At 70.6% G+C, this 25,695-nt stretch carries 3 protein-coding genes (1 of these 3 only partly in view); all 3 read right to left on the reverse strand.

The genetic code is table 11. The features are described from left to right. Tightly spaced (each overlapping or abutting the next), the 3 genes in view from NR798_RS19710 to NR798_RS19720 form a layout consistent with a single transcriptional unit that may run on beyond the window. Positions 1-2,442: a penicillin acylase family protein gene (locus tag NR798_RS19710; protein WP_375773031.1), complete on the reverse strand. Its 2,442-nt coding sequence runs from the start codon at positions 2,440-2,442 to the stop codon at positions 1-3. Continuing rightward, the gene (locus NR798_RS19715; RefSeq protein ID WP_375773032.1) at positions 2,439-3,866 is read right to left on the reverse strand and encodes an MFS transporter; all 1,428 of its coding nucleotides are present in this window, start codon (positions 3,864-3,866) and stop codon (positions 2,439-2,441) included. The genes NR798_RS19710 and NR798_RS19715 overlap by 4 nt, the downstream gene beginning before the upstream one ends. Continuing rightward, positions 3,863-25,695, reverse strand: partial view of a non-ribosomal peptide synthase/polyketide synthase gene (locus NR798_RS19720; RefSeq protein WP_375773033.1) — the 3' portion only. 4,603 nt of this gene lie beyond the right edge of the window; the window shows 21,833 of its 26,436 coding nt (coding positions 4,604-26,436); the start codon falls outside the window, past its right edge; it ends in the stop codon at positions 3,863-3,865. The genes NR798_RS19715 and NR798_RS19720 overlap by 4 nt, the downstream gene beginning before the upstream one ends.

Consider the following 25,695-nt stretch of genomic DNA (forward strand, 5'->3'; position numbering starts at 1 on the left):
TCACCCCTTCGCGAGCGCGCTGGCGGGCTGGAGCGTCAGCGTGCCCTTGGCGTGCGCCTCCACCTGCTGCCGCGTGAAGAGCAGCGGGTGGAACTCCACCTTCTGGCTCATCTCCAGCATGTCGTCGCGGTGCGGGTGGTACAGGTGCTCGCTCTGCCCCGGCGTGTGGACGCCCACCGACTTCGAGAAGTCACTCAGGTCGATGATCATCCGCATCGCCGTGCCGTGCACGACGTCGTACGGCCGGCTCCACAGGAAGGACGAGCCGTCCACCGTGTAGTTGTCGCCGCGTGCCGGAAGCGTCTTGGTGTTGAAGGCGCGCCGCACCCAGGCCGGGCCCAGCCGCCCCAGCGGGGCCGAGATGAACGTCACCGTGTGCACCTTGCCCCACTGCCAGCCGGCCGGGTCCGCTCCGTACCGCTGGCTCAGCCACTGCACGGCCTCGGTGAAGCTGCGGCGCACCAGGTCGTCCCGCGTCTGCCCGGGCGTCTTCGGATCGTTCCACCACTCGCTGCCGGGCTGCTCCATCAGCCCGATGACCCAGGGCATGTGCATGCTGCCGTGGCGCTCGTACTCGCTCGCCAGGTAGCGCTCCACCAGTTCCTTGCCCAGCTTGTTGCTCAGCAGGTGGCGCAGCAGGGTGATGTACCAGGTCTGGTACACCGTCGCGCCGATGCGATCCGTCTCGAAGTGCAAGTCCCAGGACTTCACCTCCTCGAGCGCCCGCGTCTGCAGCGCGTCCCCCGGCTTCACCGCCGCCAGCAGGTAGGGCCGCAGGGCCTCGGCCGGCAGCGAGTACGTCTCGGCCTGGATGCGGCGCATGTCCTCGACGGTGTGCTTCGTACCCGCCGCCAGCAGATCCGTGATCCGTTTGGCCCGGTACCCCGGGAACCAGTTGTGCGCGATCAGGTAGGGGTAGTCGTCCGAGGTGATCTTGTTGTTGGCCGTGGCCACGAAGCCCGCGGGCGGGTTGAGCGTGGCCGGGAGATCCTGGAAGGGAATCCACCCCTGCCACTCGTACTCCCCGCTCCAGCCCGGCACCGGCACCATGCCCTGGTGCCCCGCGGCACGGATGGGGATCCTCCCCGTGGCCTGGTAGCCGATGTTGCCCTCCACGTCCGCGTACACGAAGTTCTGGCCGGGGCTCTCCCACCGCTCGAGCGCCGCGCGGAAGTCCTGGCAGCTCTTCGCCACGTTCATCTGGAGCAGCGCCTGGAGCAGCGGCGCGCTGTCGTGCAGCGCCCAGCGCAGGGCCAGGGGCTCGGAGTCCGGCTTCACCGCCGGGCCGAGCACCCCGTTCATGAGGGGGCCATGCCGGGTGAGGTGGATCTCCAGCGGCACCGGCGCGCCGCCCTTCACGGGGATCTCCTCGCGGAGGATCTCCAGGTCGTGCCACTCGCCCTTGAACTCGTAGCGCTTGGGGGCCTTCGGGTCGTCCAGCTTCTCGATGTAGAAGTCCTGGGTGTCGGGGCCCAGGTTGGACATGCCCCAGGCGAGGCGCCCGTTGTGGCCGAGCACCACCATGGGCACGCCCGGCAGCGTGAAGCCCACCACGTCGAACCGGCCGCCGTGCAGGCCGCTCTCGTACCAGGTGGAGGGGAGTGACAGGCCGATGTGCACGTCATTGGCCAGCAGGGGCTTGCCGCTCGCGGTGCGCTCGCCGTGCACCACCCAGTTGTTGCTGCCCGAGACGATGTTCGGGTCTCCCAGCAACGCGTCCACCTGATCCAGGCCCTCCAGCTTCGTCACGCCGCGCAGGCCCCGGAGGTTCATGGCCTCGGGCGGCACGATGAGGGGCGTGTTGGGCGCGTGCGAGGGGAGGATCATCGCGGTGAGCTCCTCGCCCACCTCCGCCAGCAACCGGGCGCGGAACAGCTCCAGCCGGTGGTTGCCGCCCAGCGCGAGCGCCAGGATGTTGCCTCGCGCCAGCGTGTCCACCGGCGTCCAGGGCGCCGGGCTGACGTCGAAGATGGAGCACTCGAGCGGCAGGGGCTCGCACTGGATGCGCGCGTTCACGCCCGCCGCATAGGCCTCGGCGAAGGCGCGGACCTCTCCCTTCACCTGCGCCCAGCCGCGCTCGGCGGCCCGCCGCAGCCCGAGGGTGCGCATGACGCGATCCACGCCCACCGCGGGCGGACCCATCATGCTGGCCAGCGTGCCATCGGAGACCCGGCGGCTCAGCTCCATCTGCCACAGCCGGTCCTGCGCCTGCACGTAGCCCTGGGCGAAGAACAAGTCATGCTCGTCCTTCGTGTAGATGTGGGGCACGCCCCAGCTGTCGCGGATGATCTCCACGGGCCCGTTGAGGCCCGGAGCCGTCAGCGTCCCCTGCGTCCGCGGCCAGCGGCCACGGGCCATGCGGGGGCCGATGCCGGGCGTGGCGGCGGCCATCACCTTGGGCATCATCTTGAGGAGCCGGAACACCTGCTTCAGCATCGTCATGACCTCGAGTCTCCAGCGGCAGCGGCGAGCGCCGGTTCGCCTCCGGCGGTGGGGGGGTTGCCCGGCAGGGACGTGACGTTGTCCGCCGGCTTGTCCGGGATGGCATCTGGCAGCTCCGCCTCGATGTGGCGCACGCGAGGGACCAGCCAGGTGACGAGGGAGTTGACCACCAGCACCAGCCCCAGCACGACCAGCAGGAAGCCGATGCCCCGCCCGGTACCGGTGCCCACCACCCGCCCGACGCTCCCGGCGAGCGCGCCACCCGGGGACAGCCAGGGCTCGAAGAACCGGTCCGCCAGGGGTCCGGCCAGCAGCGAGGCCAGGGGGGACGAGGCAATGGCGATCATCCGCTTCGTGGCGAAGACGCGCCCCTGCAACTCCTGGGGCACCTTGCGCTGCCAGATGCTCTGCAGGGTGCCCATGATGAGGGGCATGGTGAAGAGGAACAGCCCCGCGCACAGCGCGACGGTCGGCATGTTGGCGGGCAGGGCTCCTCCGAACAGCACGAAGCCCGCCACCATCTGCAGGCCGAGCAGGCCCCGGACCAGCCGCTTGGGGCCGCCCCAGATGCTCATCGCGATGCCTCCGAACAGCATTCCCAGGCCGGCCAGGGACAGGACGGCGCCCAGCGTGTCCGCGTCCCCGAAGCTCAGGACCAGGGGGGTGATCAGCACCGTCACCAGGCCCAGGACCACGTTGGTGGCGGTGCTGGACGCCAGCAGCCCGACCAGCCCGGGACGCGTCCGGATGAAGCTCCAGCCCTGGGCCACCTCGCGCGCCAGCGAACTCTTGGGCGCCGCCGTCTGGGAGGGCGGCAGGGACGGGATGCGGACGAACAGCAGGCTCACGAAGGCGAAGACGAAGGTCGTCAGGTCGATCAGGATGATGCCCTGCAGCCCGATCCTCACCACCAGCGCTCCCGCGAGCACGGGCGAGATGAGCTGGCTGGAGCCGGCGGCCAGCTCGAGCATGCCGTTGGCCCGGCCCAGGTGCTCCTTGGGCACCAGCTGCGTCGTGGCGGCGGTCAGGGCCGGCCCGCGGAACGCGGCGAAGACCGAGCTCAGCGCGAACGGCAGGTAGAAGTGCCAGATCTCCAGCGGCCAGCGGCCCGACTCGACCCCGGCGATCATGCCCCAGATGAAGAACGAGCAGATGCCCGCGCAGAGATCGCTGATCAACATCACCGTGCGGCGGTTCCACCGGTCCACCAGCGCGCCAGCGAACGGCGCCACCAGCACGAAGGGCACGGTGGCGAAGAAGGTGACCAGCGACAACTTGGTGATGGAGCCAGTGCGCTTGTAGACCTCGACGCCGAGCGCGAAGCTGGTCAGCCCCGAGCCCACCAACGAGAACATGTGCCCCACCCAGGTGACACCGAAGGCGCGCAGCGGGCTGGCGCCGGTTCGAGGCTCCGCGGTGCTCATGCCGCCTCCCGTCCGGACAGGGTGTTCAGGACCTGGGCGAGCCGCTGCGCCAGGGTTTCGGCATGGGGATCGTTCAACATATTGTGATGCGCGCCCGGGACCTCGTGGATGTCGAGCGCGCCGCTGATGAACGCGCTCCACCCCAGTCGGCCGTCCGGTGCGACTCCTTCCGGTTGCGTACTGGCCTTGAATAGCACGGCGCGTCCCGCGTACGGGCGGGCCGTGTAGCTCATCTGCGCCTGGAGGTGGCGCTGGAAGACCTCGAAGAGGCGCCAGGCCTGCTCGGGCTCGATGCCGGCGTTGGCCTGCTCCATCACGTAGTCCAGCCGCTCCCGCGCGCCGAGCCGCATCATGTGCTCGGGGTCCAACGCGAGGTTCTGCGGCAGCCCGAGGTTGCCGAGGAATCCGGCCAGGATGGACAGCTCGTCGAGCTTCTCCTGGGTCCCTGGCGCGTGGGTGTCGAGCAGCGCGAGCAGCTCTACCATCTCGCCCGCCGCCTGGAGCTGCTGGGCCATCTCGAAGGCCAGCAGGCCGCCGAAGGACCAGCCGCCCAGGGAGTAGGGGCCCTGGGGTTGGACCTCGCGGATCTGCGCGACGTAGTGGCGCGCCATCGCCTCCACGGAGGCCGGGAGCCGCTCCCCCGTGTGCAGCGCCGGATCGAGCAGCGCGTAGATGGGCCGGTTCGTGCCGAGGTGTTCCACCAACTGCGTGTAGCTCATCACGCCACCGCCCGCGGGGTGGGCGAGGAACAGGGGCCGCTGGTGGGGCTCCCCCTCGTTCAGCTTCATCATCGAGCGCATGGCCTCCGCGCCGTCCCGCTGCCGGCGCAGCGCCGCGGCGAGGGACTCGACCGTGGGGTTCTGGAAGAGCGTGAGCACGCTCGGACGGATTCCCAGGGCCTGGTGCACGCGGGACGTCAGCCGCGTGGCCAGGAGGGAGTGGCCGCCCAGCTCGAAGAAGTTGTCCCGGATGCCGACGCGCGGCACCGAGAGTACCTCGGCCCAGATGGCGGTGAGCTGCCCCTCGATGGGCGTCCGCGGGGCGAGGTACTCGGTGCCAGCGTCGTTGCCGCCCTCCGGAGCGGGCAGGGCCTTGCGGTTGATCTTGCCGTTGGGGGTAAGGGGTAGCTGCTCGAGCACCACGAAGGCCGAGGGCACCATGTGCTCGGGCAGGTGCTGCTTGAGGTGAGCGCGTAGCTCAGTGGTGGTGGGAGCCTGCTCACCGGAAGGCGTGAGGTAGGCCACCAGCCGCTTGTCGCCGGGCTTGTCCTCGCGGGCGATGACGACCACCTGGCGCACGCCGGGGTGCTTGTCGAGCACGGACTCGATTTCACCCAGCTCGATGCGGAAGCCGCGCACCTTCACCTGGAAGTCGGTGCGGCCCAGGTACTCCAGGTTGCCGTCGGCGCGGTACCGGGCCAGGTCGCCGGTGCGGTACATGCGCGCGCCGGGCGAGGAGCTGAAGGGGTCTGGGAGGAACTTCTCTGCGGTGAGCTCCGGGCGGCCGAGGTAGCCGCGGGAGACACCAGCGCCAGCGATGAAGACTTCACCGGGCACGCCCATGGGCACGGGCTGCAGGAGGGAGTCGAGCAGGTACACCTGGGTGCCGGAGATGGGACGGCCGATGGTGGCCGGCTTGTCGGCGTGGCGCAGGGTGAAGGTGGAGTAGGTGGTGGTCTCCGAGGGCCCGTAGAGGTCGTAGACGAGGGAGAGGCCGGGCTGCTGGTAGAGCTGCTGGACGAGAGAGGTGGCCAGGGGCTCGCCAGCGAGGTTGACGACGCGAACGGAGGAGGGGAGGCCGCCGGAGCGCAGCAACTCCGACATGGCGGAGGGGACGGTGTTGACGAGCGAGACGCGCTGGGCAGAGGGCAGCGAGGGCAGCTCCAGGGCATTGCCGGAGAGGAGGACGGTGCCGCCGAGGCTCAGGGGAAGGAAGAGCTCGAAGACGGACAGGTCGAAGGCAATGGAGGTGGAGGCGAGCATTCCGGAGAGCAGCTCCGGAGAGAAGACGGTGCGAGCCCAGGAGAGGAAGGAGACGGCGTTGCGGTGCTCGATGGAGACGCCCTTGGGACGGCCGGTGCTGCCCGAGGTGTAGATGAGGTAGGCGAGGTTGGCGCTGGTGGCGGCCCGAGGAGGATTGCTGGTGCTGGCGCGCGCGAGGGAGTCGGAGTCCTTGTCGAGCAGCAGCACATGAGCGGAGTGCGGGGGCAGGCTGTCAGTCACAGCGGACTGAGCGACGAGGAAGCGCAGTTGGGCGTCCTCGACGATGAAGCCCAGACGCTCGCGGGGGTAGGCGGGGTCGAGCGGGACGTAGAGGCCGCCGGCCTTGAGGATGCCGAGCAGACCGACGACGAGGTCGGCCGAGCGCCTGGAGCAGATGCCGACGGGCGTTTCAGGAGTGACGCCGAGGGCGCGCAGGGAGTGGGCGAGCTGGTTGGCGCGGGCGTTGAGCTCGGCGTAGGAGAGCGAGCGGGAGCCGTCGACGAGGGCCTCGGCGTCAGGCGTACGAGCCACCTGGGCCTCGAACAGCTCGTGGATGCAGGCCTCGCGCGGGTAGTCGAGCGGCAGGTCGTTCCACTCCACCAGCACCTTGTGCTTCTCCGCCTCGGAGAGCAGCGGCAGCCGGGACACGGGTGTGCCGGGCGAGGCCACCGCGGCCTCGAGCAGGATGCGCAGGTGCTCCATGGCACGCGCCACGGTGTCGCGCTCGAAGAGGTCGGTGTTGTACTCGAGGCTTCCCGAGAAGCCCTCCGGCGTGTCGGTGAGCGCGAGCGTCCAGTCGAACTTCGCCGTGCTGTTCGGGAACTCCAGCTTGCTCAGGGTGAGGCCGGGCGCGGCGCCGGGCGGCGGCACCGTCGCTCCGGACGGCGTGTTCTGCAGGGAGAACATCACCTGGAAGAGCGGCGGGCGGCTGAGGTCGCGCTGGGGCTGGAGCTGCTCGATGAGCTTCTCGAAGGGCAGCTCCTGGTGCTCGTAGGCCCCGAGCGTGGTGTCACGCACCTGCAACAGCAGGTCCCGGAAGGACATCCCGGGCGAGAAGCGCGAGCGCAGGACGAGCGTGTTGACGAAGAACCCGATGAGGCCTTCCAGCTCGGTGCTCCGGCGGCCGGCGATGGGTGAGCCGACCGAGATGTCGTCCTGGCGCGAGTAGTGATGCAGCAGCGCCTGGAAGCCCGCCAGCAGCGTCATGAACGGCGTGACACCGAGGCGCGTGGAGAGCGACTTGATGGACTCGGAGAGCGCCTTGGGCAGGGCCACGGGCAGGCTGGTTCCCCGGAAGGTCTGCACGGGAGGCCGCGGCTTGTCCGTGGGCAGCTCCAGGTGCGCGGGAGCACCGGAGAGCTGCTGCTTCCAGTAGCTCAGCTGCGTAGCGAGCACCTCGCCCTGCAGCCACGAGTGCTGCCAGAGGGCGAAGTCGGGGTACTGGACGGGCAGCGGCGGCAGGGACGGCTGCTGGCCAGCGGCGAAGGCGGCGTAGAGCACGGCCACCTCGCGCACCAGCACCCCCATGGACCAGCCGTCGGAGACGATGTGGTGCATGGCGGCGAGCAGCACATGCTCGTCGGCGCTCAGGCGCAACAGGGCCGCACGCAGGAGCGGACCATGGGCCAGATCGAACGGGCGCAGCGCCTCCTGACGGGCCAGCTCGCGGGCCTGGGTCTCACGCTCCGGAGCGGGCACGTCCCCCAGGTCGATCACCTCGAGGGGGATGTCGAGCGCCGGAGCGATGAGCTGCACGGGCTGGCCGTCGCGCGAGGCGAAGGTGGTGCGCAGGGACTCGTGACGGCGCACGAGCTCCTGGAAGGCCTGGCGCAGGGCCTCGATGTCGAGTTGCCCGGAGAACTTGATCGCGACGGGGATGTTGTAGACGGGGCTGCCGGGCTCGAGCTGGTCGAGGAACCACAGCCGCTGCTGCGAGAAGGCGAGCGGGATGTCTCTCTCTCCGGAGGCCCGCTGGTGCACGGTCTGCAGATCGTTCTGGGTACGCCGGGCCTCATCGAGCGCGTGCGCGAGCGCGGAGAGGGTGGGAGCCTCGAAGAGGGCGCGCACGGGCAGCTCCACCCCGAAGGTGGTGCGCAGGCGCGAGAGGACCCGGGTCGCCAGCAGCGAGTGGCCGCCCAACTCGAAGAAGTTGTCCTCGGCACCGACGCGCGGCACCGCCAGCACTTCGGCCCAGATGCCGGCGAGCAGCTCCTCGGTGGGGGTGCGCGGGGCGATGTACTCGCCTCCCGGCTCACCCATTTCCGGAGCGGGCAGTGCCTTGCGGTTGATCTTGCCGTTGGGGGTGAGGGGCAGTTGCTCCAGCACCATGAAGGCCGAGGGAACCATGTGCTCGGGCAGGTGCTGCTTGAGGTGAGCGCGCAGCTCGGCGGTGGTGGGTGCCTGCTCGCCCGAGGGCGTGAGGTAGGCCACCAGCCGCTTGTCACCGGGCTTGTCCTCGCGGGCGACGACGACGACCTGGCGCACGCCGGGGTGCTTGTCGAGCACGGACTCGATTTCGCCCAGCTCGATGCGGAAGCCGCGCACCTTCACCTGGAAGTCGGTGCGGCCGAGGTACTCCAGGTTGCCGTCAGCGCGGTACCGGGCCAGGTCACCGGTGCGGTACATGCGCGCGCCCGGCGAGGAGCTGAAGGGGTCTGGGAGGAACTTCTCTGCGGTGAGCTCCGGACGGCCGAGGTAGCCGCGGGAGACACCAGCGCCAGCGATGAAGACTTCACCGGGCACGCCCATGGGGACGGGCTGCAGGAGGGAGTCGAGGAGGTACACCTGGGTGCCGGAGATGGGACGGCCGATGGTGGCCGGCTTGTCGGCATGGCGCAGGGTGAAGGTGGAGTAGGTGGTGGTCTCCGAGGGCCCGTAGAGGTCGTAGACGAGGGAGAGGCCGGGCTGCTGGTAGAGCTGCTGGACGAGGGAGGTGGCCAGGGGCTCGCCAGCGAGGTTGACGACACGCACGGAGGAGGGGAGGCCGCCGGAGCGCAGCAGCTCGGACATGGCGGAGGGGACGGTGTTGACGAGCGAGACACGCTGGGCAGCGGGCAGCGAGGGCAGCTCCAGGGCATTGCCGGAGAGGAGGACGGTGCCGCCGAGGCTCAGGGGGAGGAAGAGCTCGAAGACGGACAGGTCGAAGGCAATGGAGGTGGAGGCGAGCATTCCGGAGAGGAGCTCCGGAGAGAAGACGGTGCGGGCCCAGGAGAGGAAGGAGACGGCGTTGCGGTGCTCGATGGAGACGCCCTTGGGACGGCCGGTGCTGCCCGAGGTGTAGATGAGGTAGGCGAGGTTGGCGCTGGTGGCGGCCCGGGCGGGGTTGCTGGTGCTGGCGCGCGAGAGGGCCTCCACGTCCTTGTCGAGCAGCAGCACATGAGCGGAGTGCGGGGGCAGGCTGTCAGTCACAGCGGACTGAGCGACGAGGAAGCGCAGTTGGGCGTCCTCGACGATGAAGCCCAGGCGCTCGCGGGGGTAGGCGGGGTCGAGCGGGACGTAGAGGCCACCGGCCTTGAGGATGCCGAGCAGGCCGACGACGAGGTCGGCCGAGCGCTTGGAGCAGATGCCGACGGGCGTTTCAGGCGTGACGCCGAGAGCGCGCAGGGAGTGGGCGAGCTGGTTGGCGCGGGCGTTGAGCTCGGCGTAGGTGAGCGAGCGGGAGCCGTCGACGAGGGCCTCGGCGTCAGGCGTACGCGCCACCTGGGCCTCGAACAGCTCGTGGATGCAGGCCTCGCGCGGGTAGTCGAGCGGCAGGTCGTTCCACTCCACCAGCACCTTGTGCTTCTCCGCCTCGGACAGCAGCGGCAGGTCGGAGAGCCGCGTCTCCGGGTGGGCGATGGCGGTCTCGAGCAGGATGCACAGGTGCTCCATGGCACGCGCCACGGTGTCGCGCTCGAAGAGGTCGGTGTTGTACTCGAGTCCTCCCGAGAAGCCGTCCGGCGTGTCGGTGAGCGCGAGCGTCCAGTCGAACTTCGCCGTGCCGCTCGCCTGAGACACCGGGCGCAGGGTGAGGCCCGGCAGCCTCAGCGTCTCGGACGGCGCGTTCTGCAGGATGAACATCACCTGGAAGAAGGGCGTACGGCTCAGGTCGCGCTGCGGCTGGAGCTCCTCGACGAGCTTCTCGAAAGGCAGCTCCTGGTGCTCGTAGCCCGCCAGGGTGGTGTCGCGCACCTGCAACAGCAGATCGCGGAAGCTCATCCCGGGCGAGAAGCGCGCGCGCAGGACGAGCGTGTTGATGAAGAAGCCGATGAGGCCCTCCAGCTCGGTGCTGCGGCGGCCGGCGATGGGCGAGCCGACCAGGATGTCGTCCTGGCGCGAGTAGCGGTGCAGCAGCACCTGGAAGCCCGCCAGCAGCGTCATGAAGGGCGTGACGCCCAGGCGCGTGGACAGGGTCTTGAGGGACTCGGAGAGCGCCTTGGGCAGGGTGACGGGCAGGTTGTCACCCCGGAATGTCTGCACCGGAGGCCGGGGCTTGTCGGTGCTCAGCTCCAGGTGCGCGGGCGCACTGGCGAGCTGCTGCTTCCAGTAGCTCAGCTGCGCATCGAGCGCCTCGCCCTGCAGCCACGCGCGCTGCCAGAGGGCGAAGTCGGGGTACTGGACGGGCAGGGGCGGCAGCGACGGCTGCTGGCCGGAGGCGAAGGCGGCGTAGAAGGCGGCCACCTCGCGCACCAGCACGCCCATGGACCAACCGTCCGAGACGATGTGGTGCATGGCCACGAGCAGCACATGGTCGTCCGCACCCAGGCGCAGCAGGGCCGCACGCAGGAGCGGACCACGGGCCAGATCGAACGGGCGCAGCGCCTCCTGACGGGCCAGCTCCTGGGCCCGGCCCTCACGCTCGGCGGCGGGCACGTCCGACAGGTCCCGCACCTCGAGCGGGACGCTGGCCGCCGGAGTGATGATCTGCACGGGCTGCCCATCGCGGGTGGCGAAGGTGGTGCGCAGGGACTCGTGACGGTGCACGAGGGCCTCGAAGGCGCGGCGCAGCGCGCCCGTGTCCAACTGGCCGGAGAGCCGAAGCGCGATGGGGATGTTGTAGACGGGGCTGCCCGGCTCGAGCTGGTCGAGGAACCACAGCCGTTGCTGGGTGAAGGCGAGCGGGATGTCTCCCGTGCGCGGCGCCGGACGCAGCGGAGGCGCCTGCGGCCCCTTCCTCGTCTGCTGGATGCGCGCCTCGTCGATCTTGAGCGCCAGCGCGGAGAGCGTGGGCGCTTCGAAGAGGGCGCGCACGGGCAGCTCCACCTCGAAGGTGGTGCGCATGCGCGAGAGGACTCGCGTGGCCAGCAGCGAGTGGCCACCCAGCTCGAAGAAGTTTTCCTCGGCGCCCACGCGCGGCACGGAGAGCACTTCGGCCCAGATGGCGGCGAGCTGCTCCTCGGTGGGCGTGCGCGGGGCGAGGTACTCGGCGGTGGAAGCCGTCGCCTCCGGAGCGGGCAGCTCCCTCCTGTCCACCTTGCCGTTGGGGCTGAGCGGCAGCTGCTCCAGCACCACGAAGGCCGAGGGCACCATGTACTCGGGCAGGTGCTGCTTGAGCCAGGTGCGCAGCTCCGCGGGATTCAACCCGGGGCTCTCGGCACCCTCACCCCGTCCCTCTCCCGAGGGGAGAGGGGAAGTGGGGGACTTGGGCTCCACGGGCACGACGTAGGCCACGAGGCGCTTGTCGCCGGGCCTGTCCTCGCGGGCGATGACGAGGCTCTGGCGCACACCGGCATGGCGGTCGAGCACGGACTCGATTTCGCCCAGCTCGATGCGGAAGCCGCGCACCTTCACCTGGAAGTCGGTACGGCCCAGGTACTCCAGCTCGCCGCTGGCCAGGTACCGGACGAGGTCTCCCGTGCGATAGAGGCGGGCACCCGGCTCCCCACTGAACGTGTCCGGGATGAACTTCTCGGCGGTGAGCTCCGGGCGGCCGAGGTAGCCGCGCGAGACTCCCACGCCGCCGATGTAGAGCTCGCCGGGCACGCCGGTGGGCACCGGCTGCAGCCGCTCGTCGAGCACGTACACCTGGAAGTTGGAGATGGGGCGGCCGATGGGCGGACGCTGGCCGTCGGGCTCACTCGTGGCCATGGTGGCGCATACGGTGGTCTCCGTGGGGCCGTAGGCATTGAGGAAGCGGCGGCGGGGCGTGGCCCAGCGGGCGACGAGCTCCGGGGAGCAGGCTTCACCGGCGGACACCACGGTGTGCAGTGCGTCCAGCCCGTCGCTCGGCAGCAGGGCCAGCAACGACGGCGGGAAGGTGACGACGTTGATGGTCTGCTCGCGCAGCAGGGCGAGCAGCCCGGGCCCCGGCATCAGGGTGTCACGGCGGGCCAGGCAGAGCGTGGCGCCGGACAGCAGCGTGACGGCCACCTCGGACACGGAGGCGTCGAAGCTGAAGGAGGCGAACTGGAGGACGCGGCTGCCGGGGCGGATGCCGAACTCCCGGGCCTGCGCCTGGACGAGGTTGGGCACGCCGCGGTGGGGCACCATGACGCCCTTGGGCCGGCCGGTGCTGCCCGAGGTGTAGATGATGTAGGCGAGGTTGTCCGGGGTGACGCGGGAGGCGGGCGGCCCGGCGCTCCGCTCCGGCTCGGACGGCCAGCCGGTGTCGAGCTGGAGCACCTGGCCGGAGAACGCCGGCAGCTTGCCCCGCAGGTGGGACTGGGTGAGGAGCAGCGGCGCGCGGCTGTCCTCCAGCATGAAGGAGAGGCGCTCGGGGGGATGGGCCGGGTCGAGCGGGACGTAGGTGGCACCGGCCTTGAGGATGCCCAGCAGGCCGATGACCATCTCCAGGGAGGCCTCGACGCACAGGGCCACGGGGATGTCGGGACCGGCGCCCAGCTGCACCAGGGCATGAGCGAGCTGGTTGGCGCGCGCGTCGAGCTCGGCATAGGTGAGCGTGTGCTGGCCGAAGAGGACGGCCAGGGCGCCGGGCGTCTTCGCGGCCTGGGCCTGGAACAGCTCGTGGATGAGCGCGTCGCGTGGGAAGTCGGCGCGGGTGTCGTTGAGCTCGACGAGCAGCTTGCGCTTCTCGGCCTCGGGGAGCATCGGCAGCCAGGACACCGCCGTATCGGGCGAGGCCACCGCGGCCTCGAGCAGGATGCGCAGGTGCTCCATGGCGCGCGCCACCGTGCCGCGCTCGAAGAGGTCGGTGTTGTACTCGAGTCCTCCGGCGAAGCCGTTGGGCGTGTCGGTGAGCGCGAGCGTCCAGTCGAACTTGGACGTGCCGCTCGGCTGCGGCACCGAGCGCAGGGTGAGGCCCGGCAGTCTCAGCGTCTCCGACGGCGCGTTCTGCAGCACGAACATCACCTGGAAGAGCGGCGAGCGGCTGAGGTCGCGCTGCGGCTGGACCTCCTCGACGAGCTTCTCGAAGGGGATGTCCTGGTGCTCGTAGGCGCCCAGGGTGGTGTCACGCACCTGCAGGAGCAGGTCGCGGAAGGACGTCCCGGGCGAGAAGCGCGCGCGCAGGACGAGCGTGTTGACGAAGAAGCCGATGAGCCCTTCCAGCTCGGTGTCGCGGCGGCCGGCGATGGGCGAGCCGACGGAGATGTCGTCCTGGCGCGAGTAGCGGTGCAGGAGCACCTGGAAGCCCGCCAGCAACGTCATGAAGGGCGTGACGCCCAGGCGCATGGAGAGCGACTTGATGGAGTCGGAGAGCGCCTTGGGCAGGGTGACGGGCAGGTGGTCACCCCGGAACGTCTGCACCGGGGGACGCGGCTTGTCGGTGGGCAGCTCCAGCGAGAGGGTGGCACCGGAGAGCTGCTGCTTCCAGAAGCCCACCTGCGCGTCGAGCACCTCGCCCCGCAGCCACGAGCGCTGCCAGAGCGCGAAGTCGGGGTACTGGAGCGGCAGGGGCGGAAGCGACGGCTGCTGGCCGGACGCGAAGGCCGCGTAGAGCGAGGCCATCTCCCGCACCAGCACGCCCATGGACCAACCATCGGAGACGATGTGGTGCATGGCCACGAGCAGCACGTGGTCCTCCGGCGTCAGGCGCAACAGCGAGGTGCGCACGAGCGGGCCGTTGGCCAGATCGAACGGGCGCAGGGACTCGTGACGGGCCAGCTCATGGGCCCGGGCCTCACGCTCGGCGGCGGGCACGTCCGCCAGGTCCCTCACCTCGAGCGGCACGGTGAGCGCCGGAGCGATGACCTGCACGGGCTGCCCGTCGCGCGAGGCGAAGGTGGTGCGCAGGGACTCGTGACGGCGCACGAGGGCCTCGAAGGCCTGGCGCAGGGCCTCGATGTCGAGCGTGCCCGAGAGCCGCAGCGCGGAGGGGATGTTGTAGACGGGGCTGCCGGGCTCGAGCTGATCGAGGAACCACAGCCGCTGCTGCGAGAAGGCGAGCGGGATGTCTCCCGTGCGCTCGATGGACTTCGGGCGCGAGACCCGCGGCGCGCTCTGGGAGGGCCGTGCCCGGTCGATCTCCAGCGCGAGCGCGGCGAGGGTGGGGGCCTCGAAGACGGTGCGCACGGGCAGCTCTACCCCGAAGGCGGTGCGCACGCGGGAGACGACCTGGGTGGCCAGCAGCGAGTGGCCGCCCAGCTCGAAGAAGTCGTCCTCGGCGCCAGCGCGCGGCACGGAGAGGAGCTGCGTCCAGATGGCGGCGAGCTGCTCCTCGGTGGGCGTGCGCGGGGCGATGTACCCGGCGCCAGGACCGGCGTCGGTGGCCTCCGGGGCGGGCAGCGCCTTCCTGTCCACCTTGCCGTTGGCCGTGAGCGGCAGTTGCGCGAGCGTCACGAAGGCGGAGGGCACCATGTACTCGGGCAGGTGCCGCTGCAGGAAGGCGCGTAGCTCCGCGGGGGACGTGGGGGCCGTGGTCACCACGTAGGCCACGAGGCGCTTGTCGCCGGGCCGGTCCTCCCGGGCCATCACGGCGCTCTGGCGCACGGCCGGGTGACGGCTCAGGACGGATTCGAGCTCGCCCAGCTCGATGCGGTAGCCCCGCACCTTCACCTGCGTGTCCAGGCGGCCCAGGAACTCGAGGGTGCCGTCGGCCAGCCAGCGCGCCTTGTCACCGGTACGGTAGAGGCGGGCTCCCGGGACGGCGCTGAACGGATCCGGGAGGAATCGCTCGGTGGTGAGCTCCGGACGGTGGAGGTAGCCCAGCGCCAGGCCCTCGCCGCCGATGAAGAGCTCTCCGGGCAAGCCGGGAGGCACGGGCCGCAGCCACGCGTCCAGCACGTACGCCTGGGTGTTGGCGATGGGGCGGCCGATGGGCAGCGCGGACACCGCGTGCGGCGGGCACTCCCAGGCCGTGCAGTCGATGCACGTCTCCGTGGGCCCGTACTGGTGGACCAGCCGGGCACCCAGCGTGGAGACGAAGCGCGAGTGCAGCTCGGGCGTAAGGGGCTCGCCACCGCAGAAGACGTAGCGCAGCGACTGGCAGCGCTCCACGCCCGGCGTCTGGAGGAAGACCGAGAGCGGCGCGGGGCCGAAGTGCAGGTGGGTGATGGCGTGGCGGACCACGGCCTGGGCCAGGTACTCGGGATCCCGCTGGCCACCGGGACGTGCGAGCACCAGGCGCGCTCCGGCCAGCAGCGGCGCGAACAGCTCCCAGACGGAGATGTCGAAGCTGAAGGAGGCCTTCTGGAGGAAGGCATCCTGGGGGCCCATGGGGAAGTGCTGCTGGCGCCAGTGCAGGTGGTTGACGGCGGCGCGGTGCGCCACCTGGACACCCTTGGGCCGGCCGGTGCTGCCCGAGGTGTAGATGACGTAGGCGGGGCTGCTGGCCCCGGTCTCGGGCAGCCGCGTGCCCTGGGGCGGCGTGGGCAGCGCGTCGAGCGACTCCAGCGAGTCCACCCGGAGGCGCTGGGCCGTGGTGGAGCGCAGGGCCTCCTGCACGGAGGCGCGGGCGAGCAGCAGCGCGGCGCCGCTGTCCTCGAGCATCAGCTCCAGGCGCTCGGAGGGGTAGTCCGGATCCAGCGGAACCCAGGCGGCGCCGGCCTCGAGGGTGGCGAGCAGGGCGACGACGAGCTCGGGGGAGCGCTCGAAGCAGAGGGCGACACGCGCGCCGGGGCCCACGCCGAGCGAGCGCAGGTGAAAGGCGAGGCGGGTGGCGGCCTCGTCGAGCTGGCGGTAGGTGAGGGAGGCGGTCTCGGTCTCCACGGCGATGGCGCCGGGCGTGCGGAGGGCCTGGGCCTGGAAGAGCGAGTGGAGCGTGGCCTCCCGCGGGAAGTCCGCGCGCGTGTCATTCCACGTCACGAGCACCTGCTGGCGCTCCTCGGGCGTGAGCAGCGGCAGGTCGCGGATGGCGGTGTCCGGGCTCGCGGTGATGGCCTCCAGGAGGACCTGGAAGTGGCGCACCATCCGCGCCACCGTGTCCGCGTGGAACAGGTCGGTCTTGTAGGTGAGGCCGCCCATGAGGCCATTCGGGCCCTCGACGAACGAGAGCGAGAGGTCGAACCTGGCGGTGGCGCCCTCGAGCTCCAGGGGCGATAGCTCGAGCCCGCTCAACGCCAGCCGGGAGATCGGCGTGTTCTGCAGGGAGAACATCACCTGGAACAGGGGCGAGTGGCCTAGCGAGCGCTGCGGAGAGAGCTCCTCGACGAGCTTCTCGAAGGGGATGTCCTGGTGCTCGTAGGCGCCCAGGGTGGTGTCACGCACCTGGCGGAGCAGGTCGCGGAAGGACGCCTCCGGCGAAATGCGCGAGCGCAGGGCGAGCGTGTTGACGAAGAAGCCGATCAGCCCCTCCAGCTCGGCACGCGTCCGTCCGGCGATGGGTGAGCCGACGATGATGTCATCCTGGCCGGAGTAGCGGTGCAACAGCACCTGGAAGGCGGCCAGCAGCGTCATGAAGAGGCTGGCGCCATTCTGCTTGCTGGTGGCGGTGAGCGCCTCGGAGAGCGCGGGCGGCAGGCGGAAGAGGTGTTGGGCGCCGCGCACGGTCTGGTGGGCGGGACGCGGCTTGTCGGTGGGCAGCTCCAGGTAGGCGGGAGCACCGGCGAGCTGCTGCTTCCAGTAACGCACCTGGGCGTCGAGCACCTCGCCCTGCAACCAGGAGCGCTGCCAGTGGGCGAAGTCGGGGTACTGCAGCGGCAGCGCCGGCAGGGTGGGCTGCTGGCCGGAAGCGAAGGCGGCGTAGAGCGCGGCCATCTCGCGCACGAGCACGCCCATGGACCAGCCGTCGGAGACGATGTGGTGCTGGGTGACGAGCAGCACGTGCTCGTCGGCGCTCAGGCGCAGCAGGCAGGTGCGCACGAGCGGGCCGTGGGCCAGGTCGAACGGGCGCAGCGCCTCCTGGCGGGCCAGCTCCTGGGCCCGGGTCTCGCGCTCGGCGGCGGGCACGTCCCCCAGGTCCATCACCTCGAGCGGAAGCTCGAGGGCCGGAGCGATGAACTGCACGGGCTGGCCGTCGCGGGAGGCGAAGGTGGTGCGCAGGGACTCATGACGGCGCACGAGGGCCTGGAAGGCGCGGCGCAGGGCCTCGGGGTCCAGCGTGCCGGTGAGCCGCAGCGCCACCGGGAGATTGTAGAAGGGGCTGCCGGGCTCGAGCTGGTCGAGGAACCACAGCCGCTGCTGGGCGAAGGACAGGGGACGCGCATTGGAGCGCTCCGCCTCCACGGAGCCCGCGAGCGCAATCCCCGGCACGCCCTGGTTTCGTCCGCCTCGGGCCTCGTCGATCTTGCGAGCCAGCGCGGAGAGGGTGGGAGCCTCGAAGAGGGCGCGCACGGGCAGCTCCACCTCGAAGGTGGTGCGCAGGCGCGAGAGGACGCGGGTGGCCAGCAGCGAGTGGCCGCCCAGCTCGAAGAAGTTGTCCTCGGCACCCACGCGCGGCACCGCCAGCACTTCGGCCCAGATGCCAGCGAGCAGCTCCTCGGTGGGCGTACGTGGGGCGACGTACTCGCCTCCCGGCTCACCCATTTCCGGAGCGGGCAGGGCCTTGCGGTTGATCTTGCCGTTGGGGGTAAGGGGCAGCTGCTCGAGCACCACGAAGGCCGAGGGCACCATGTGCTCGGGCAGGTGCTGCTTGAGATGGGAGCGCAGCTCGGCGGTGGTGGGGGCCTGCGCACCGGAAGGCGTGAGGTAGGCCACCAGCCGCTTGTCGCCGGGCTTGTCCTCGCGGGCGACGACGACCACCTGACGCACGCCAGGGTGTTTGTCGAGCACGGACTCGATTTCGCCCAGCTCGATGCGGAAGCCGCGCACCTTCACCTGGAAGTCGGTGCGGCCGAGGTACTCCAGGTTGCCGTCGGCGCGGTACCGGGCCAGGTCGCCGGTGCGGTACATGCGAGCGCCGGGCGAGGAGCTGAAGGGGTCTGGGAGGAACTTCTCTGCGGTGAGCTCCGGACGGCCGAGGTAGCCGCGGGAGACACCAGCGCCAGCGATGAAGACTTCACCGGGCACGCCCATGGGGACGGGCTGCAGGAGGGAGTCGAGGAGGTACACCTGGGTGCCGGAGATGGGGCGGCCGATGGTGGCCGGCTTGTCGGCGTGGCGCAGGGTGAAGGTGGAGTAGGTGGTGGTCTCCGAGGGCCCGTAGAGGTCGTAGACGAGGGAGAGGCCGGGCTGCTGGTAGAGCTGCTGGACGAGGGAGGTGGCCAGGGGCTCGCCAGCGAGGTTGACGACGCGAACGGAAGCGGGGAGGCCGCCGGAGCGCAGCAGCTCGGACATGGCGGAGGGGACGGTGTTGACGAGCGAGACACGCTGGGCAGCGGGCAGCGAGGGCAGCTCCAGGGCATTGCCGGAGAGCAGGACGGTGCCGCCAAGGCTCAGGGGGAGGAAGAGCTCGAAGACGGACAGGTCGAAGGCAATGGAGGTGGAGGCGAGCATTCCGGAGAGCAGCTCCGGAGAGAAGACGGTGCGGGCCCAGGAGAGGAAGGAGACGGCGTTGCGGTGCTCGATGGAGACGCCCTTGGGACGGCCCGTGCTGCCCGAGGTGTAGATGAGGTAGGCGAGGTTGGCGCTGGTGGCGGCCCGGGCGGGGTTGCTGGTGCTGGCGCGCGAGAGGGCCTCCACGTCCTTGTCGAGCAGCAGCACATGAGCGGAGTGCGGGGGGAGGCTGTCAGTCACAGCGGACTGAGCGACGAGGAAGCGCAGTTGGGCGTCCTCGACGATGAAGCCCAGACGCTCGCGAGGGTAGGCGGGGTCGAGCGGGACGTAGAGGCCGCCGGCCTTGAGGATGCCGAGCAGACCGACGACGAGGTCGGCCGAGCGCCTGGAGCAGATGCCGACGGGCGTTTCAGGCGTGACACCGAGGGCGCGCAGGGAGTGGGCGAGCTGGTTGGCGCGGGCGTTGAGCTCGGCGTAGGAGAGCGAGCGGGAGCCGTCGACGAGGGCCTCGGCGTCGGGGGTACGAGCCACCTGGGCCTCGAACAGCTCGTGGATGCAGGCCTCGCGCGGGTAGTCCAGCGGCAGGTCGTTCCACTCCACCAGCACCTTGTGCTGCTCGGCCTGCGGGAGCAGCGGCAGCCGGGACACGGGCGTGCCGGGCGAGGCCACCGCGGCCGACAGCAGCACCTGCAGGTGCCCGGTCATGCGGCCGATCGTCTCCGGCTCGAAGAGGTCGGTGTTGTATTCGAAGATGCCGCGCAGTCCCTCCGGCGTCTCCTGCATGTAGAGGGACAGGTCGAACTTGGAGATGCCTCCTTCGAACTCCAGGGGCGAAAGGGTGAGTCCGCCCAGTGCCACCTGGGAAGCCGGCATGTTCTGCAGGGCGAACAGGACCTGGAAGAGCGGCGAGCGGCTGGAGTCACGCTGAGGCTGAAGCTCCTCGACGAGCTTCTCGAAGGGGATGTCCTGGTGCTCGTAGGCGCCCAGGGTGGTGTCACGCACCTGCCGCAGCAGGTCGCGGAACGAGGCCTCGGGAGAGAAGCGCGAGCGCAGGACGAGCGTGTTGACGAAGAAGCCGATGAGGCCCTCCAGCTCGGCGCGGGTCCGTCCGGCGATGGGCGAGCCGACGGAGATGTCGTCCTGGCGCGAGTAGCGGTGCAGCAGCACCTGGAAGCCGGCCAGCAGCGTCATGAAGAGGCTGACGCCGTGCTGTTGGCTGGTGGCGGTGAGCGCTTCGGAGAGCGCGCGCGGAAGCACGAAGGTGTGCAGGGCACCGCGGAAGGACTGCACGGGAGGACGAGGCTTGTCGGTGGCCAGCTCCAGGTGGGGCGGCGCTCCGGAGAGCTGCTGCTTCCAGTAACGCACCTGTGCGTCGAGCGCCTCGCCTTGCAGCCACGAGCGCTGCCAGTGAGCGAAGTCAGGGTACTGGATGGGCAGGGACGGAAGCGACGGCTGCTGGCCGGAAGCGAAGGCGGCGTAGAGCGCGGCCACCTCGCGCACCAGCACACCCGTGGACCAACCGTCGGAGACGATGTGGTGCATGGCCACGAGCAGCACATGGTCATCCGGGGCCAGACGTAGCAGCGAGGTGCGCAGCAGCGGGCCATGTGCCAGGTCGAAGGGACGCAGGGACTGCTGACGCAGCAGCTCACGGGCCCGCGCCTCGCGCTCGGCGGCGGGCACGTCCCGCAGGTCGTGGAGGTCGAGCGGAACCTCGAGGGCCGGAGCGATGAGCTGCACGGGCTGGCCCTCGCGGGAGGCGAAGGTGGTGCGCAGGGACTCGTGACGGCGCACGAGGGCCTCGAAGGCCTGGCGCAGCGCCTCGGTGTTCACCTGTCCGGAGAGCCGCAGGGCCAGGGGGACATTGTAGAAGGGGCTGCCGGGCTCGAGCTGGTCGAGGAACCACAGCCGCTGCTGGGCGAAGGACAGCGGGCTGTCTTCCGTGCGCGGCGTGGGCCGCAGTGCGGGCGCTCGCGGCGCGTTCCCGGCCGGGACACCGCGCGCCTCGTCGATTTTCCGCGCGAGCGCGGAGAGGGTAGGGGCCTCGAAGAGGGCGCGCACGGGCAGCTCCACCTGGAAGCTGGTGCGCACGCGGGAGACGAGCTGGGTGGCGAGCAGGGAGTGGCCGCCCAGGTCGAAGAAGTTGTCCTCGGCACCGGCGCGAGGCACGGAGAGCACCTCGGCCCAGAGGGTGGCGAGCTGCTCCTCGGTGGGCGTGCGCGGGGCGACGTACCCGGCGCTGGAGAGCGTGGTCTCCGGAGCGGGCAGGGCCTTGCGGTCCACCTTGCCGTTGGGCGTGACGGGAACCTGCTCGAGCACCACGAAGGCCGACGGCACCATGTACCCGGGCAGTTGCTGCTCGAGCCAGCCGCGCAGCTCCGCGAGGTTCAACCCGGGGTCCGTGGCACCCTCACCCCGTCCCTCTCCCGGAGGGAGAGGGGAAGTGGGCGAAGTGGAGGACCTGGGCACCACGTAGGCCACGAGACGCTTGTCGCCGGGCCGGTCCTCGCGGGCGATGACGACGGACTGGCGAACGGCGGGGTGCTTGTCGAGCACGGACTCGATTTCACCCAGCTCGATGCGGAAGCCACGCACCTTCACCTGGGAGTCCAGGCGGCCCAGGAAGTCCAGGGTGCCATTGGCCAGCCAGCGCACCTTGTCGCCGGTGCGGTAGAGGCGCTCGCCAGGGGCAGTGGCGAAGGGGTGGGGGACGAACTTCTCGGCCGTGAGCTCCGGACGGTGCAGGTAGCCCCAGCCCAGGCCGTCACCGCCGATGTAGAGCTCGCCGGGCACCCCGGTGGGCACCGGGAGCAGCCGCTCGTCCAGCACGTACACCTGGGTGTTGGAGATGGGGCGGCCGATGGAGACGGAGTGGCCCACCTGCTCGGGACGGGAGAGCACGTGGGTGGTGGCGAAGGTGGTGCTCTCGGTGGGGCCGTAGCCGTTGACGAGCAGGCCGCGGGCCAGGCGCGCTTTGACGCGCTCGGGGGCGAGCACGTCACCGCCAGCGAGCACCTGACGCACGTGCCCCAGGGCCTCGGACTGCGTGGCGGCCATCTGGTCGAAGAGGGCGGCGGTGAGCCACAGGGTGGTAATGCCGTGCTGGCGCAGGGCGAGCCCCAGCTCCTCGAAAGAGGGGGCGTGCGGGGGGAAGACGACGAGCTTGCCGCCGTGCAGCAGGCTGCCCCACAGCTCCAGGGTGGCGGCGTCGAAGGAGATGGGGGCCAGCTGCAGCATGACTTCGTCGGGGCCGAAGCGGATGAAGCTGCTGCCCATGACGAGGCGCACCACGCCCCGGTGGGGAATGCACACGCCCTTGGGCCGGCCGGTGGAGCCCGAGGTGTACATGACGTAGGCCAGCGCCTCGGACGTCACCCCGGAGCGCACGGGCTCCTGGCTGTGCTGGGCAATGAGGTGCCACTCGGCATCCAGCAGCACCAGGCGGGCGTCGTTGGGAGGCAGGCGCTCGGCGAGGTGACGCTGGGCCAGCAGCAGGGGGGCCTGGACGTCCTGGAGCATGAACTCCAGGCGCTCGCGGGGGTAGGCGGGGTCGAGCGGGACGTAGGCGCCGCCGGCTTTGAGAATGGCGAGGGTGGCGACCACCATCTCCAGGGAGCGCTCGACGCACATGGCCACGGGAGTGCCGGGCCGCAGGCCCAGGTGGCGCAGGTGGTGGGCGAGCTGGTTGGAGCGCGAGTCGAGCTGGCGGTAGGTGAGGGAGGCGCCCTCGAACTCAACGGCGAGGGCGTCCGGAGTACGGGCGGCCTGGGCCTCGAACAGCTCGTGGATGCAGGCCTGGCGCGGGTAGTCCACGCGCGTGTCATTCCACTCCACCAGCACCTTGTGCTGCTCGGCCTCGGAGAGCAGCGCCAGGCGGGACACGGGCGTGCCGGGCGAGGCCACCGCGGCGGCCAGCAGCACCTGCAGGTGCTCGGCCATGCGGGCGATCGTCGCCGGCTCGAAGAGGTCGGTGTTGTACTCCAGGCTCGCGCGCAGCCCTTCCGGAGCCTCCTGCATGAAGAGAGACAGGTCGAACTTGGAGATGCCTCCCTCGGACTCCAGGGGCGAGATCTCGAGCCCTCCCAACTTCAGCTCGGGAATCGGCATGTTCTGCAGGGCGAACATGACCTGGAAGAGCGGCGAGCGGCTGGGATCGCGCTGGGGCTGAAGCTCCTCGACGAGCTTCTCGAAGGGGATGTCCTGGTGCTCGTAGGCACCCAGGGTGGTGTCACGCACCTGCCGCAGCAGGTCGCGGAAGGAAGCCTCGGGAGAGAAGCGCGAGCGCAGGACGAGCGTGTTGACGAAGAAGCCGATGAGGCCCTCCAGCTCGGCGCGGGTCCGTCCGGCGATGGGCGAGCCGACGGAGATGTCGTCCTGGCGCGAGTAGCGGTGCAGCAGCACCTGGAAGCCGGCCAGCAGCGTCATGAAGAGGCTGACGCCGTGCTGTTGGCTGGTGGCGGTGAGCGCTTCGGAGAGCGCGCGCGGAAGCACGAAGGTGTGCAGGGCACCGCGGAAGGACTGCACGGGAGGACGAGGCTTGTCGGTGGCCAGCTCCAGGTGGGGCGGCGCTCCGGAGAGCTGCTGCTTCCAGTAACGCACCTGTGCGTCGAGCGCCTCGCCTTGCAGCCACGAGCGCTGCCAGTGAGCGAAGTCAGGGTACTGGATGGGCAGGGACGGAAGCGACGGCTGCTGGCCGGAAGCGAAGGCGGCGTAGAGCGCGGCCACCTCGCGCACCAGCACACCCGTGGACCAACCGTCGGAGACGATGTGGTGCATGGCCACGAGCAGCACATGGTCATCCGGGGCCAGACGTAGCAGCGAGGTGCGCAGCAGCGGGCCATGTGCCAGGTCGAAGGGACGCAGGGACTGCTGACGCAGCAGCTCACGGGCCCGCGCCTCGCGCTCGGCGGCGGGCACGTCCCGCAGGTCGTGGAGGTCGAGCGGAACCTCGAGGGCCGGAGCGATGAGCTGCACGGGCTGGCCCTCGCGGGAGGCGAAGGTGGTGCGCAGGGACTCGTGACGGCGCACGAGGGCCTCGAAGGCCTGGCGCAGCGCCTCGGTGTTCACCTGTCCGGAGAGCCGCAGGGCCAGGGGGACATTGTAGAAGGGGCTGCCGGGCTCGAGCTGGTCGAGGAACCACAGCCGCTGCTGGGCGAAGGACAGCGGGCTGTCTTCCGTGCGCGGCGTGGGCCGCAGTGCGGGCGCTCGCGGCGCGTTCCCGGCCGGGACACCGCGCGCCTCGTCGATTTTCCGCGCGAGCGCGGAGAGGGTAGGGGCCTCGAAGAGGGCGCGCACGGGCAGCTCCACCTGGAAGCTGGTGCGCACGCGGGAGACGAGCTGGGTGGCGAGCAGGGAGTGGCCGCCCAGGTCGAAGAAGTTGTCCTCGGCACCGGCGCGAGGCACGGAGAGCACCTCGGCCCAGAGGGTGGCGAGCTGCTCCTCGGTGGGCGTGCGCGGGGCGACGTACCCGGCGCTGGAGAGCGTGGTCTCCGGAGCGGGCAGGGCCTTGCGGTCCACCTTGCCGTTGGGCGTGACGGGAACCTGCTCGAGCACCACGAAGGCCGACGGCACCATGTACCCGGGCAGTTGCTGCTCGAGCCAGCCGCGCAGCTCCGCGAGGTTCAACCCGGGGTCCGTGGCACCCTCACCCCGTCCCTCTCCCGGAGGGAGAGGGGAAGTGGGCGAAGTGGAGGACCTGGGCACCACGTAGGCCACGAGACGCTTGTCGCCGGGCCGGTCCTCGCGGGCGATGACGACGGACTGGCGAACGGCGGGGTGCTTGTCGAGCACGGACTCGATTTCACCCAGCTCGATGCGGAAGCCACGCACCTTCACCTGGGAGTCCAGGCGGCCCAGGAAGTCCAGGGTGCCATTGGCCAGCCAGCGCACCTTGTCGCCGGTGCGGTAGAGGCGCTCGCCAGGGGCAGTGGCGAAGGGGTGGGGAACGAACTTCTCGGCCGTGAGCTCCGGGCGGTTCAGGTAGCCCCAGCCCAGGCCGTCGCCGCCGATGTAGAGCTCGCCGGGCACACCGGTGGGCACCGGGAGCAGCCGCTCGTCCAGCACGTACACCTGGGTGTTGGAGATGGGGCGGCCGATGGAGACGGAGTGACCCACCTGCTCCGGACGGGTGAGCACGTGGGTGGTGGCGAAGGTGGTGCTCTCGGTGGGCCCGTAGCCGTTGACGAGCAGGCCTCGGGCCAGGCGCGCCTTGACACGCTCGGGCGCCAGCACGTCACCACCGGCGAGCACCTGACGCACATGAGAGAGCGCCTCGGACTGCGTGAGGGCAATCTGGTCGAAGAGCGCGGCCGTCAACCACAGGGTGGTAATCCCGTGTTGGCGCAGGGCGTGTCCCAGCTCCTCGAAGGAGGGGGCGCGAGGGGAGAAGACGACGAGCTTGCCGCCGTGCAGCAGGCTGCCCCACAGCTCCAGGGTGGCGGCGTCGAAGGAGATGGGGGCCAGCTGCAGCATGACTTCGTCGGGGCCGAAGCGGATGAAGCTGCTGCCCATGACGAGGCGCACCACGCCCCGGTGAGGAATGCACACGCCCTTGGGCCGGCCGGTGGAGCCCGAGGTGTACATGACGTAGGCCAGCGCCTCGGACGTCACCCTGGAGCGCACGGGCTCCTGGCTGTGCTGGGCGATGAGGTGCCACTCGGCATCCAGCAGCACCAGGCGGGCGTTGTTGGGAGGCAGGCGCTCGGCGAGGTGACGCTGGGCCAGCAGCAGGGGGGCCTGGACGTCCTGGAGCATGAACTCCAGGCGCTCGCGGGGGTAGGCGGGGTCGAGCGGGACGTAGGCGCCACCGGCCTTGAGGATGGCCAGGGTGGCGACCACCATCTCCAGGGAGCGCTCGACGCACATGGCCACGGGAGTGCCGGGCCACAGGCCCAGGTGGCGCAGGTGGTGGGCGAGCTGGTTGGAGCGAGAGTCGAGCTGGCGGTAGGTGAGGGAGGTGCCCTCGAACTCAACGGCGAGGGCATCCGGAGTACGGGCGGCCTGGGCCTCGAACAGCTCGTGGATGCAAGCCTCGCGCGGGTAGTCCACGCGCGTGTCGTTCCACTCCACCAGCAGCTTGTTCTGCTCGGCCTGGGTGAGGA

The organism is Archangium gephyra (assembly GCF_042230915.1).
In the GTDB taxonomy this organism is placed as follows: Bacteria; Myxococcota; Myxococcia; order Myxococcales; family Myxococcaceae; genus Archangium; species Archangium gephyra_B.